The following is a 13,571-nucleotide window of genomic DNA, read 5'->3' as shown; positions in this document are numbered from 1 at the left end:
CGATAGCCTTGGACACCATGCCCCCGCTGTTGACCCTCGCCACGCCCTTCAGGATCCGGGGGCGATGAACATTCTGTTTGTCGAAGACGATGCCATGAATCGGCGGGTCGTGCGCGACATGCTGGATGTCGCCGGGGCCACCATGGCGGAGGCCGATCGGGCCGAAGAAGGTCTGCGCCGGATCGATGAGGAAGACTTCGACGTGGTGCTGGTCGACCTGCGCATGCCCGGCATGGACGGGCTCGAGGCGATCGGCCGCATCCGGGCCCGCGACGATGCCAAGCGTGACTTGCCGCTGATCGTCGTGACTGCCGACACGGCGCTCGACCTGCGCGAGCGCTGCATCGCCGCGGGCGCCGACGAGGTGCTGTTCAAGCCCGTCGCCATGGAGGCGCTGTTCGACGCGATTGGCCGTATCCTCGCGAGCAAGTCCGACGAGGACGCCATTCTCTTCTGACCTCCAGCCGCGGTAGTAGGGTTTCCCGCTGCGAAGGCAAGGTGCCATACGACTCGTCGCCGTCGGTGCCGGCCTCCGCGGGTACGAGAGTCTGCGAGCAGCCTGCCGACTCTTGGCCACGGACTCGTATTGCTGCAGGGCGCACCAGCAGCCATGCCAGCGGGTTGGCGATGGCGTGTTTTTCCAGTGCTGGGATCATGATCCCGCACGGCAGCGGACCTCCCGGCGCTTCGCTGTGCAGCGACGGTCGAAACAAGGGAAAAAGGTTGAACGCGTCGCCCCGCGCTGGTAGGGGCAGCGCATACCGCCGCGGCCTGCGCTCCGGCGACCTTTTGCTATTGCACGAAACGAATCGGAGTTAGACGGCCTCATGCAAATCATCGTCCGCGACAACAACGTCGACCAGGCTCTGCGCGCGCTCAAGAAGAAGCTGCAGCGCGAAGGCGTGTATCGCGAGATGAAGCTTCGTCGTCATTACGAGAAGCCGAGCGAGAAGCGCGCTCGCGAGCGTGCGGCTGCCGTGCGTCGCGCCCGCAAGCTCGAGCGCAAGCGCGCGGAGCGTGACAACGCCCGGTAAGATTTCGCATCCGGCGCCCGCACTCGGGTGCCGGATGTTGCTGCCTGTTCGGGTTTCCATCCTTCTTCATCGCCGTCGCGGCGCCGGTACGCGCCCCTGACTTAAGCGGGATCGCTGTTCATGTCTGTCACTGCCGTCCCGCTCCAGCCCGTGAAGCGTCGCTATCTCGTCTGGCTCTGGATTGGCATTGCGCTGATCGTTGCTGCTGCAGCGGCGCTCGCCTGGGCCGGAACTCCGCACAGCAAGGTGACCGAGTCGGGTCTCCGCTACGAAATCATCGAACCGGGTACGGGGCCCGCGCCCACGGACGATGACGTCGCGCTGATCAACTATGTCGGCAAGCGTCCGGACGGCAGCGTGTTCGACCAGAACCAGCAGACTCCCATGCCGGTGCGCGGCGTGGTTCCAGGTTTTGCCGAAGCGCTGAAGATGATGCCGAAGGGATCGAAGTACCGCTTCTGGATCCCGCCGCACCTTGGCTATGGCGCGCCGCGACCGGCGGGTGCCCCGCCGCTCACGGGGGAACCGGCAGAACTGGCAAAGATCACGCTTCAGTTCGACGTCGAACTGCTCGACTTCATCCCGGAGGCGGTGCTGCGTCAGCAGATGATGCAGCAGATGATGCAGGGCGGCGGCGCCGGTGGTGCGATGCCGGGCGGCGGCGCACCGGAAGGTCCCGGTCGCTAAGCCTCTGCGGAGCGCACGCCGCAGTCTGCCCGCATTCTCTCAAGCTTCCGAGGCCCGGCACGCCATACGGCATGTCGGGCCTTTTGCTGTTGGTGCTTGCGCTTCCTGGTTCTTGCGAAGCTTCACCATTTCGGGCGCAGAGAGACAGTAAAGTTCCGGCACGGGCAGCTATGGGCGAAGTACCCGACCGCCAGGGACTCGACCTGGGACGTATGATGCTTCCGAACCGGATTAGCACGGCCAGCTCGCTTCTTGAGTTAACCATGTAATGCTTCCTATAACCTGCCGGTAGCCGTATCCAGGCCGGGGGGTAGGGGATGAGCGGAGAGGCCGATCCATGGGTGCTGCCATCTGGGCCGGTCCCCACCGCGGGGCGGCGGGTCATGCGTTGGCAGCCCTCGCGGGGTGTCCTGCGAACTCGCCTGCTCTTGTTCCTGAGCTTGCTCGATCTCGTGGTGATTCTCGGCAGCTTCCTGTTCGTCGGAGCGCTCTACAGTTCCGGGGGGGCTCAGCAGGGGCTGGTGATCGGGCTTGCGATGCTCTCGATCTATTTCCTCTCCGCCTTCAGCAGCGGGGCCTTTGCCGTCTCGGTGATCGACCGCAGAAGCAGAGGGGTAGCCTGCGCCCTTCGTTCGATGCTGTTCGCAGCAGGGGCGATCCTGTTCACCGCCTTCTACCTGCGGGCAAGTGCGGATTTGTCGCGGGTCATCGTTGCAGGCGGGACACTCGTCAGCCTTGCTGCCTTGACGGTCGCGCGGAGCTTGTTCCTCCGCAACGCGCGCCGCATCATTGGTGGCAACCCGTACAATGTGGTGCTTCTTTCGGACGGGGGGGCGTTTCGCAGAACCGGCACGGGCGAATACTCCACCATCCTGGCGGCTTCTAGCTTCGAGCCAGGACGGCACGACCCGATGATGTACGATCGTCTCGCCGTGGCGCTGCAGAAGGCGGACCGGGTCGTAGTCGCCTGTTCCGCCGAACGGAGGCACGCATGGGTGCATGCGCTGCAAGGGGCAAATGTCCAGGGGGAGGTGCTGACGCCCGAACTGACGGCTTTGGCTCCACTAGGGGTGGCGCACTTCGGTGAAGATCCGACCCTGATCGTCGCGAAGGGGCCGCTCGGGGTGGAGGAGAGGCTCGTCAAGCGCCTGTTCGACATCGCGGTCGCGTGCGGCGCGCTGCTGCTGCTGGCGCCGATATTCGCAGTAATCGCGCTGGCGATCCGGATGGAGTCGCCGGGCCCTGTGTTGTTCGTTCAACGCCGGATCGGCCGCGGGAACCGGATGTTCCACATGCTGAAGTTTCGCAGCATGCGCCCGGAGCGGTGCGACGAAGACGGAAGCGCCTCCACCACGCGGGATGATGACCGGATCACGCGCGTCGGGCGATTGCTCCGCCGCACCAGCCTCGACGAGCTGCCGCAGCTGGTGAACGTCCTTGCGGGGAATATGTCGATCGTCGGCCCTCGGCCGCACGCGCTCGGGTCGCGTGCGGAGGATCAGCTGTTCTGGGAAATAGACGACCGCTACTGGCATCGGCACGCGGCGAAACCGGGGCTGACCGGCCTGGCGCAGGTGCGTGGCTATCGCGGCGCCACCAACCACCGGAGTGACCTGGTCAACCGGCTGCAGGCCGATCTCGAGTATCTACATGGTTGGACGATCTGGCGGGACATGCTGATCGTCGCGCAAACCGTCCGAGTGCTCGTGCACCGCAACGCCTTTTGAGGGCATTAGGCACGCGCTTCGGGCCCCTTGCGGCCCCAAATCCAATCAGAATGCGTTGCGATGTACCAGCACGCGGAAGGTCTGCAGGACCAGCACTAGGTCGCGCCAGATCGTCCAGGAGTCGAGATAGGCGAGATCCGCCTGGAGCCGGTTGATCAGATCGCGGTCCGTCTCCGTGTTCCCGCGGAACCCTCGCACCTGTGCCAGGCCGGTAAGCCCGGGCTTTACCGCGTGGCGGTTCCAATAGTGTGAGGATACCTCCCAATAGAGGGAGTCGCCGGCCAGGGCGCCCGTCGCATGCGGGCGCGGGCCGACGATGCTCATGTCGCCAAGCAGGACGTTCAGGATCTGCGGCAACTCGTCCAGGCTGGTCTTCCGAATGAAGCGGCCGACGCGGGTGACGCGCGGGTCATCGCGGGTGGTGAGCTTGTTCGCGTTATGATCGAGCTTGCCGACATGCATGCTGCGGAACTTGAGCATGCGGAACAGGCGATTGCCCTGCCCAACCCGGTTCTGTGCAAACAGCACGGGGCCGGGCGAGTCGAGCTTGATGGCGATGGCCACCAGGATCATCACCGGTGCCAGCATCGGCAGCGCCAGCAACACGATCGACAGGTCGAACATCCGCTTGAGGCACCGGTCGACCGTGTTGAGCGGACCGACTGCGACGAGGGCGGTCGACGTCCCGTGATAATGGGTCGCTCCGATCGCGCCGATCGCATCGAGTTCGGGGGCCAGCACCTCCACGTTCACGCCAGCACCCTTGAGCGCCAGCGACCAGACGGCGCGCCGCTCAAGAGGGCAGGCGACGATCACGCGATCGGCATGGCAGATCATGCCGCCGATCCGGCTGAGCATCATCGGATCGTTGATGTCGGGCGCGAGGCCGATCTGCTCCACGTCGATCCGCAACGCGGTGCAGGCGTCGGGTGGCTGGATGCCGTCGACGAGCACGATTTCGCTGTCGGGGCTGCCGCCGAGGCGCGCCAGGGCGAAGCGCGCGTACAGCGCGCGCGAGAGAACCAGGGCGACGCAGCTTGCGAGGGTGCCGGCGACGACCACGACGCGCGACAGGTCTTCGGAAGCCTTGAAGACGAAGCCTAGGCCGATCGCGATGATCGAGGCCGCGAGCATGGCGAAACAGGCGCGCCGTGTGCTGCGGGTCGCGCTGATCATCGCCGTCGGCCGATATGCCTCCCGCTGCACCGCGAGGACGAAATACAGGGGCAGGATCAGGATGAGGAGGGTGGTAAGGCGGTTGCTCGTGACCTCGCCCAGCCGCAGCCAGCCGACGAACCCCGTCGCGGCGGTGATCGCGAGCATGTCGAGCAGGATGAGGCCGAGCGCCAGCCGAACCCGGATGGCATGCTTGGCGGAGGCGCGCGGAGCCTCGGGGTGGTGGCGCCCCTCGCTTGCTCCGGCGTTCCGTTCGCCCGATGTCCCCAGGACAGTAGATGCAGCCATAGGGATGATCCTGCGCTTCTCGTGTCAAAATGTCGAGCCATCCCGCACTGCGATGCTGTCGTGCAGCATCATGCCGCGGCCCGCGACATCGGCTGCTTGGCCCCTTCGTGCGGCCCGAGTAAATGGCGGAAGATGAACCACAAGTGGCGAAGCAGCCGCCGCACGCGAGGCGAGATGATCCCGCGGCTTGGTTGCGACAAGTCGCCGCTCCAGTGCGCCGCGTTGTGCACCTGCGTACGGACGTCTAGGATTGAAGCCATCGAGCATCGCGAACGGAACCTGGAGACCGCATGGGGCTGGTGGAGCTTTTCGAGGCCGCAAAGGACCTGGTCGCCCCGTTCGGGCAGGTCGGCCGGTCGATCGCGCACATCCACGTCGGGCTGGCGTTGTTCATCGGCTGCTCGCTGCTCACGCGCCGGCGCATGGCATCGGGATGGCCGCTGCTCCTGCTGCTTGTGCTGGAGGTGCTGAACGAGGCAGCCGACCTCGTAGAGGGTTGGCCGCATCTTCAATCGTGGCGCATTCGAGACACTGTCGGCGATTTCGTCAACACCATGCTGTGGCCACTGGTTTTGTTCGTGATCGCACGTGCCCAGGAGCGGGCCCAGGCTACTCTACCGGAGACCACCGTTTCGCGGGATGTGGCTCCCGCGGTCGGAGAGAGTGACGCCGGCTTGTATTGACCGCCCGAGACAGGGCAAAGAGGCGCGGTTTTCTCGTTAGAGTATCGCTTCCATGCAAGCCGCAAAGGCACCTTCCACTACCTTTCCCGCGAGCTTCCATGCGAGAGGCAGGGGGATCGGTGCCCGCTATCTCACCGGGGAGCGGGGAGTAGTATTCTGGGCATTCGTTCTGCTGATGGTGACGAACGTCGCCCTGGCGAAGGCCGGCTTCAGCACGGGTACCACGCCAGTCACCTTTGGGTACCTGTTGATGGGAGCGCTCGCGCCCTTGGCATTGATTGGCCTCATCGTCCGGCCGGTGTTGTCACCGTCCGCGCTCCTTCACGTTCTGCTCGCCTATCTGCCGGTCGGCCTGTTCGCAGTGTACAAGGTGCAGACGGCATTCGGCAGCCCGGGAGAACTGCTTGTCGTCGGCACGAACTTCCTGATCCTGCCCATCATCATCATCGGACTGTTCTCGCCGTATCTGGAGGATCTTACCGAAGCGCAGATCTGCACCGTACTGAGATGGAGTGTGCGTTTTGCCGTCGCCTGGGGGCTGATGAACTTCTTCATGTATGCGATGACGAAGAGCTTTATCGCCATCCCCTACGTCACTATGAATGCTGCGGATGCGGCGGAGGTGTTCGGGAAGAACAACCGGCGGGGCGGCTTCATGAAGCTCGTTTCGACATACAACAACGGCAACATCTTCGGCGTCTGCATGATCACTCTCGGCCCGGTCTATCTCTATGCAGAGAAGTCCCGGGGTTGGATGGCGGCTTTCCTGTTGGCGATCCTGCTGACCCTAAGTCGTTCGGCTTGGTTCGGGATGGTTGTGATGGGTGGCGTCATGGTTGCGCTTGGGCAGGTCCGCGTCAATCGAGGCCCTGTATGGCTCGGTGGGCTGGCGGCGATCGGCGGCATCCTGATCATCATGCCGTTCCTTGGCTGGACATCGGATAATCTGTTCGACTCCAACCTTGGCGGGCGCTTCTACCAGGTGGAGCAGTTGGTGATCACCTGGTTTGGTACGCCCCAGGTGAGTATCCGGGAAATTGTCTACCTCGGCCTCCTGCAGAGTTTTGGCTTGGTCGGTTTCCTGTTCGAGATGTTGGCGCTGACCTTTCCGGTCCTCGTCAATGCATTACGGCTGAGGCACCTTCCGATGCTCCGCCGTGCGGCAGTTGCGGGAATGCTATCTTATATGGCCGTTGCTGCACTGGACGGCGCCTTTATTTTCCCCCCCGTGCTTGGCCTGTTTCTCTTCATGAGCGCGCTTACCTACCGGCGCGGGTACCGCGCGACGGCCAGACAAGCGGCGCTGCCCGCGCCTGCAGGACGCTGAAGGCATACAGTGGAAGGTGGTCCGCCGAGCCTTCATTCAGCCATCCGGCTCGCGATAGTTCAGCGCAGTAATCCACTGACGCTGCCGTCTACGGCAGGCGTTGCCGGGGCGTCCTTTCCCTCTGCGCTGTATCGGAGAGCGACGATCGCGACGTTCTTGCAACAGCTCGAGACTGCCGTCATGGGCGGTCACTATATAGCGGAAACGGAATATCTGCCTCATGCTTGCCAAGAAGTTCGCTCGTTTGAAACGTCGCCTCTCGGGAAGTGCAGGTGGACAGGCGACGGGATCGGTTCTTGTGTACCTAGTCGGGTTCACGCTCCAAAAGCTGGTCCCGTTTGCGGTAATCCCGATCTACACACGCGTCCTGCCGCGGGCTGAATACGGTCTTGTCAGCGTCTGCCTTGCAACGCTTGCCGCCGTGAACATCATTAGTAGCTTAGGCATCGATGCAGCGGCCACTCGTCTATACTATGAGGAGCGGAATAGCGAAGGACTCGCCCGCTACATCTACAGCAGCTTCGTGCTCCGGCTGGTGTCGTCCGTTCTGATCGGCGGACTAATGTGCATATTGTTGGCGTTCATGTGGCCGCACATCGTTTCTGATCCAGTGCCTGCCTTCCCCTATGTAGGCCTAATCGCGGCAGGATCGGCCTTGGACGGAACGCTGACCTTCCAGCAGGCACTGTTGCGTGCGCAAAAGCGTGCATTCCGCTTCGTGTTCGTGCGGCTGGCGCAGCTTGTCCTTCAAGCCCTGATAGGAGTTTCCTTGATACTCTGGGCGGGGTGGGGCGCAGAAGGACCGCTTACGGGATATGTCGTGAGTTCGTTCCTGGTCGTGACGACGGTTTCGATCAGCTTTCTTCGCGCGATCCCCCGCGGGACGCCATTTTCCTGGTCAGACGTTCGGCGGAACCTGTCCTACGGAATGCTCACCCTCCCGCAGAAGATCGGTAACTGGTTTAACAACCTGTCTGACCGCGTGATCCTCGCTCGCTTCCTGAGCCTAGACAATATCGCGATCTATCAGCTTGGTTATAGTGGCGGGCAGCTTGTTTCATTCGTCACCACGAGTCTGAACAACTCGTATGTGCCGCATTACTACGAAATGAAGCGAGATGGCGCGAATGCACGAACAATCGTGGCGATCGATTGCGCCATCATCTCTATCGTCGGGATCCTGTCTTTGGCAGGCGCCCTTCTGGCGCCGGAAGTCATCGCGATCCTCGCCCCACCCAGCTTCGGTGCGAGTAAGGCCGTGATGCCGATCATCGTTGGCGCCTATTACATGAACGCCGTCTACACCCAGTTTCTGAAGGAGTTTTCGTACGCCAAGCGAGTCGGGCTCGCGAGTACAATGGTGACAATCCCCGCGCTGCTTACGGTGCCGATGAACCTGCTGGCCATTCCCGCACTTGGTTACCTGGGCGCAGCGCTCGTCACCATGGTCTCGTTTACTCTCGCCGTGATCGGAGTGACCGTCGCGGGCCAACTCTGGGTCGAACGGACGCCACACCCTCATGTGCGGCTTTGGGTCCATCATGTTGCAGTTATTGGCTTAAGCTTGGCTCTGGGCTTTGGTGTGCTCACCTTCAGCAATAATGCAGTAGAGCGCTGGGCTGAGCGGATTTTACTACTGCTAGGATTCGCCCTCTTGTCAGCCTTTGTCTTGGTGGTGCCGCAGCGGCATGCACTGTTTCGCTGGTTCGCTCCGCGCAACAGAGGGGCTACGACGAGGCCGACCTCTTGAACTCGTTTGCCCGCTCCTTTCTCTCGAAGGAGCGGGCTGGGCCGGAAGGTGCAATCGTCTTTTGATCGCTGCAAGGAGCGGCTTTCGTCGCAAGTAAGGGCAAAGGAAGGAGCGCCGTTGGATCAGGTGCTTGCATGCTCCTGCACGAGCCGCACGTTACGACGGCAGGTTGCCGTCAGCTGGGCGACGCGGTCCTTGATCCGCGTGCGCAAAGCTTCTCCCTCGGTGACATAGGCGCGAGTAGTTTCCACGATCGTGTCCAAGTGACCCTGTATGGAACTGGCTTGAATGGGATCCTGGGCAAGCCCGGCCAATTCCGTCAATCCCCGAGACTTGAAGTCTGAGTTCGCGGAAAACGATACGACAGGGGTTCCTCCGGTAAGCGCCAGAATGCCGGGATGCCACCGACCACCAACGTACGCTTTGGCTCGGCCCAGAACGTCCACCGCTTGCTGTATCTCCGTGCTGAGGCCGAGATACGGGAGCCGTAACTCGTCCGCTAGCGGTCTTAAGATCTGCTCGTCAGGTGCGCTTGAGGCGGTGACGACTACGGGCGCAATCCGACCCAGCTCCCCGCAAAGTCGCCGGTATGCTTCGCGGAGTTCTTCGAAACGCCCCTCTTTCCCGCTGAAGGCAGAGCTGCCGCCGATGCAAATATACGACCCTGCGGGATCGAACCCTCGCATTGAGGATGCATCATGTGGGGATTGTTCCGAACCCATATGACGAGCACTATACTCCTCTTTCGCCATCAACTCAGAAGCGGGCGACCAGAGAAAGGCAGCATCGGCGGCGAAATCAAGTCGATCTTGTGGTCGAATTTGCTTTGCCATCTGCATGGAGTGAGCTTCACGCACCACAATATCGTCAAGGACTGGGTACACACGCGCAGCAACCCTACGCAAAGCCGGATTTCGGAAGTCCGCTGTATGATTGACGATCGCTGTCGGCTTTCCAAAAGCTTCCTTGGCCGTATACGCAAATAGAAGTTTCAGCTTGCCGACCCCCCGGTCCTGCATCAGCGACCCTTCGCCGTTGATAAGGACGATGTCAGAACGTTCCATCGCTTCGGCAATGTTAGGGAATAGCTTGCGCTCTTTTATACCTTTGGCCAGCGCCGGAAGACTCGAAGGACTGATGTGCGTCGCCAGTGCGCGGATACGCGCGAGGGATAGTGGGGACAGTTTGAAGATAGCTCTCTGTGCGATTGTCTTGAGAAAGGGTGGATAGGACTTGCCGAGCTCGTGAATGGTGTTCTGAGGATGCTTCTCAACAGTTTGAACTGCCGGTGTCAAAGGCGCGTTCAAAAACTTCGTGTCGAGCGCATAAGCGATAGTCCCGACTTCCTCAATCATCCTGCGAAGCTGGAAGGTAGTCGCGCGGCAGCCCCAGTTGTACCGATTGCTGGTGTCGCCAATTAGAAAAACGTTGGGCATGAAAGCTCCTGCGCACCCGAGCACATTGTTATAACGGGACTGGGCCACGGTCCGGCGCGGCCCAATCTATTCAGTAATTCATCACGGAGCGGATCGTCGCGAGGTTCGTCTGGGTGATCTTCCAAAGCGTTTCGCGAGCCGCGGCGACCTGCTGGCGACGCAGGTCGATGTTGTCTGCCGCTGTATCAAAGGCGGCGACCATTCGATCGCGCACGTCCGGGCTATCGAACTCGACACCCCAATCGGAATGGCCGATGTCATCGAGGAACCATTGCATCTTGTCGTGAGCCACCAGCGAGATGATCGGCGTCCCCATACCAAACGGGATCATCTGTGCATGACCGCGCATACCGGCGACCAGGTCCACGCTCTCGTAGAAGGATAGGATCTCCGCGGTGGAGACGCCGGTGAAGTGGCGAACCTCGTACGGAACGCCAGCCTGGTCCAGATACGGTGCCACCGCCTCATCATCGAAGACATGGCCGACGAGGATGACGCGCCAGCCGCGATCTGCGGCCCGACGTGCCATCGCAGCCATGCCACCGAGTGTCGGCGCCTCGCGGCCCTTGAGGCGCAGACCGAAGCGGTCGAAGGCGGCGTTCAGCACGAACGTAGGCCGGTCATCCCGCTTGGGAGGACGCGCCGCACGCGGCATGTTGAGATAGCTCATCACCGTGGTGGTGCAGGGCTGATAGACCAGCTTGTCGGCCAGATGCTGCGGTAGATAGCCGCGGAGCGCCTCCATGCTGCCACGGTTGCGGATGCCGACAAAACCGCTCTTCTCGACCAGCAGTTGCAGGCTCTCGACGAAGACCTCTGGGAATTCCACCTGCCCGCGGAAGCGGTTGTAGCCTACCGCGAACACCGCGATCGGCACTTCGATCTGCTTGAGCAGCGGCGTCGGAACCGGCCATTGCCATCCAGAGATCGCGCTGGTGCTGTTGTCGACCAGGAACAGGCCCCCGCCGCCGATCACCAGGCCGCTGCCGCGGTTGATGCGTGCGATGAGCGCCTCGTCCACCGGGTCGCGAACGTTCTTCAGGTCCCAGCCGATGTCCGCCGGGACGTCGAAAGCGCTGCGAACTGCTTCGAACAGGACGGCGTCACCGGCATTTGCCGCCACATGCACCCCGAGGTGCATGATCGGCGGCCGTCCGGAAGTTCGTGCTTGCGTCGACTGCTTCTTGTACCGCCGCTCGAGCATGAGATTGACCGCGCGATAGCGTGCGACTTCTCCTCGGCGCAGCTGTGCTGCTAGACGCCAACCAGCGTCGAGTGCACTAGCAAGCGGCCGGCTTAGCTTTCCGAACGCGGCGAGTCGCTGCCAGCGTTTCAACGCCTTGAGCGCCTTTGCCGACTCCTGCTTTTCTGTGTTCGTAGTCTTCTCAGCGACAATCCAGTAGGCATTGAGGACCGGGCGCGCCGCGTTGATCTGCGCGCCGGATAAGGATGCCATGTGCTGCAGTGCTGCTGCCGCCTCGCCAAGTTGCTTCGCGAGAAGCGTGCGCTTTCGATCGATGTCCACTTCCAAGACCAAAAGTGCGCCAAGCGGCAGCGCGTCGAAGATCTCGTCCACCAACGCCTGCTCTGCAGCATCGAAATGCTGGATTCCTAGCTGGAGCGCGATGCGAGCGCCGTTCCCGTCCTGCCCCGTCGTCTCTTCAAGCTTGTACAGCATCCGCGCGTCTGCAGCGGTCTCCGGATGTGCTCGGTTGAAGCCCACAGTCCAGCCCAGGCCGCGGAGCAGGGGCAGCGGGGAGGCGCCATCCACGCCAAATTGAATGGCGTGGCCGGGCGTGTGGAGTTTCTTACCGAGAAGAGCGTCGAGGCTCATGAAGCGCAAGACGGCTCTCTGCTGAGCCTCCTTCAACGCACTATGTGTGTCAGACAGTCTGCCGGCCGAAGCTGGTAGCGCCTCAACATGCGGGGCGGCAACGTCGGTCAAACTAGTCTCCTCGGCTCTGTGGGTCCAATGTTATAGCGGCTCTACGCTGCGGTGCAAAACAGCTTGCGCCGAAGGGAGAGGCAACGGCGCTGCGCGGGTGGGTTCGCGATGCGAGCCACCACACCCTAGATTGGCGCCGCTCCGATATCCGTATAGGAACGTCGTTGCATAGCAGCGACCCGCGCGGGGCGCTCTGGATCCCACGCCCTTTTCCGGGCCACTGCCTCTCGGGCCTGATGATGACCAATTCAGTAACAGATGTCGCACGGATCGCGTTGGTGGGGGCCGGCGGGTCGCACCCAGGCACCCTGGCCGCGATCGAAGGCGCGTTGGCGCGGGTCTCTCCAGAAACTCAAGCTACCGTCGTCGACATGTCGCTGTTCGACCGGCGCGGTGTCGCTCGATACCAGGGGTTCAAGTCCGAGGTGCTGCGGCTTCGGCCTGCGGACTTCGGCTTGCGCGATATCTTCCGGACGGCAGGGCCTAACCTCGCCCTTTCCGGAGGAGCACGTCGCTTCGAGCAGATGATCGACGCATTCGGCAAGCTGTTGGACGAAAGGAGCGTCGGCGCAATGCTGATCTGTCACTCCAGGGGGTTCCCTGAGCAGGCGATGATCGCTGCTGCATCTCGCGCAGGGATCAAGGTCGCGCAGATCGATGAAGGGCCGTTCAGCATGCCGGTGCGTCCGGCGACGGCGCCTGAGTTCAGCAACCGGAAGCAGAAGCTGGTCTTCGGCGGCTTGCGCCGGCTGGGTCTTATCCCGCGCCGCGACCTCATAGGGGGCAAGGTCGATCGCTTCTTCATCACGTCTCCCGGACGCGGGCGGGTGGCGCTGGAACGCGGCTTGGATCCGGCAAAACTCGCCGTCGTGCCGTGTCCGCGCTTCGATGCCCTGGCAGAACTCCGGGAAAAGTGGCGGGACCGGACGCGCACGTCCGAGACGAAGCGCGTGTTGTTCCTGCATCAGCCTTTCCGAGCGGACCGAAAGCTGGATCGGACCGAGGCGGATAGGGCGGAACTCCTGCTCATGGATGGTCTGACAGAACTGGCGCGGAAGCGTCCGATCCAGCTGGGCATCCGCATGCATCCGCGTTCGGACGAGGCCGAGCGCGCCCGGATCGCGAGCCGCTTCTCGCCGCTGGCTGAAGTTCTCGCCTTTTCCGATGCGCGGTCGCTTACCGACGACCTGATCTCCGCAGATGCCTTCGTCGGCTTCTACTCGTCGGCACTGCTGGAGGCCGCGGTGTGCGGTGCCCCGGTTGCAGCCGTGCGGTTGGATCCGAAAGCTTTCGCCCAGGGGGATGAGGCCAACAAGGCCGCGAGTTTGTCCGGTTTAGGCCTCCCCGTCTTTGACGACGCGGCGGCCGTTGCGGCTTTCCTGGATGAGACGCTCGACCAGAGAGAACTGGCACCGCCGCGAGCGCTGATCAAGGAGCAGATCGGCGAGGTGCGGCTGCAAGGCTCCGATGAGGTGGCTCGGCAGTTGATGGCGCTGTTGGAGGTGCGCTGAACAGGCT

At 62.5% G+C, this 13,571-nt stretch carries 11 protein-coding genes; 8 read left to right on the top strand and 3 right to left on the bottom strand.

Going from position 1 to position 13,571, the window contains the following annotated elements; all coding sequences use genetic code 11:
- The first annotated feature begins 64 nt into the window (after nt 1–64).
- The 4 genes from EDF69_RS13650 (at nt 65) to EDF69_RS13635 (ending at nt 3,448) form a co-directional block, all read left to right on the top strand.
- A complete protein-coding gene (locus EDF69_RS13650) occupies nt 65–457 on the top strand; it encodes a response regulator (RefSeq protein WP_125961044.1) in 393 nt (130 codons plus the stop codon).
- 370 nt (nt 458–827) lie between these two features.
- On the top strand, nt 828–1,034 hold the full coding sequence (gene rpsU / locus EDF69_RS13645) for a 30S ribosomal protein S21 (RefSeq protein ID WP_125961043.1): 207 nt from the start codon (nt 828–830) through the stop codon (nt 1,032–1,034).
- A 120-nt stretch (nt 1,035–1,154) separates the two neighbouring features.
- Nucleotides 1,155–1,721, top strand: a complete 567-nt coding sequence (locus EDF69_RS13640) for an FKBP-type peptidyl-prolyl cis-trans isomerase (protein ID WP_125961042.1) — start codon at nt 1,155–1,157, stop codon at nt 1,719–1,721.
- 383 nt (nt 1,722–2,104) lie between these two features.
- Nucleotides 2,105–3,448, top strand: coding sequence for an exopolysaccharide biosynthesis polyprenyl glycosylphosphotransferase (locus EDF69_RS13635; RefSeq protein WP_165889956.1), 1,344 nt, complete (start codon nt 2,105–2,107; stop codon nt 3,446–3,448).
- 45 nt (nt 3,449–3,493) lie between these two features.
- Here the strand turns inward: EDF69_RS13635 and EDF69_RS19670 are convergent, their stop codons facing one another.
- Nucleotides 3,494–4,912 carry a sugar transferase gene (locus EDF69_RS19670; RefSeq protein WP_132882180.1) on the bottom strand — a complete coding sequence of 473 codons (1,419 nt, stop codon included), beginning with the start codon at nt 4,910–4,912 and terminating at the stop codon, nt 3,494–3,496.
- 290 nt (nt 4,913–5,202) lie between these two features.
- Between EDF69_RS19670 and EDF69_RS13625 the strand changes: the two genes are divergently transcribed.
- From EDF69_RS13625 to EDF69_RS13615, 3 genes are all read left to right on the top strand, one after another.
- The gene (locus EDF69_RS13625) at nt 5,203–5,595 is read left to right on the top strand and encodes a hypothetical protein (protein ID WP_132882181.1); all 393 of its coding nucleotides are present in this window, start codon (nt 5,203–5,205) and stop codon (nt 5,593–5,595) included.
- A 175-nt stretch (nt 5,596–5,770) separates the two neighbouring features.
- Entirely contained in the window at nt 5,771–6,922 is a 1,152-nt protein-coding gene (locus EDF69_RS13620; RefSeq protein ID WP_132882182.1) for a hypothetical protein, read from the top strand.
- 220 nt (nt 6,923–7,142) lie between these two features.
- A complete protein-coding gene (locus tag EDF69_RS13615; RefSeq protein WP_132882183.1) occupies nt 7,143–8,672 on the top strand; it encodes a lipopolysaccharide biosynthesis protein in 1,530 nt (509 codons plus the stop codon).
- Nucleotides 8,673–8,794: 122 nt separating this feature from the next.
- Here the strand turns inward: EDF69_RS13615 and EDF69_RS13610 are convergent, their stop codons facing one another.
- Complete coding sequence (locus EDF69_RS13610; protein WP_132882184.1) at nt 8,795–10,108, bottom strand: polysaccharide pyruvyl transferase family protein; 1,314 nt, start codon at nt 10,106–10,108, stop codon at nt 8,795–8,797.
- 70 nt (nt 10,109–10,178) lie between these two features.
- The gene (locus EDF69_RS13605; RefSeq protein ID WP_132882185.1) at nt 10,179–11,942 is read right to left on the bottom strand and encodes a polysaccharide pyruvyl transferase family protein; all 1,764 of its coding nucleotides are present in this window, start codon (nt 11,940–11,942) and stop codon (nt 10,179–10,181) included.
- A gap of 347 nt (nt 11,943–12,289) precedes the next feature.
- Between EDF69_RS13605 and EDF69_RS13600 the strand changes: the two genes are divergently transcribed.
- Entirely contained in the window at nt 12,290–13,564 is a 1,275-nt protein-coding gene (locus tag EDF69_RS13600; RefSeq protein WP_132882186.1) for a hypothetical protein, read from the top strand.
- The last annotated feature ends 7 nt before the right edge of the window (nt 13,565–13,571 follow it).

This window comes from Sphingomonas sp. JUb134 (assembly GCF_004341505.2).
GTDB lineage: Bacteria > Pseudomonadota > Alphaproteobacteria > Sphingomonadales > Sphingomonadaceae > Sphingomonas.
This window is presented reverse-complemented; position numbering and strand designations above follow the sequence as displayed.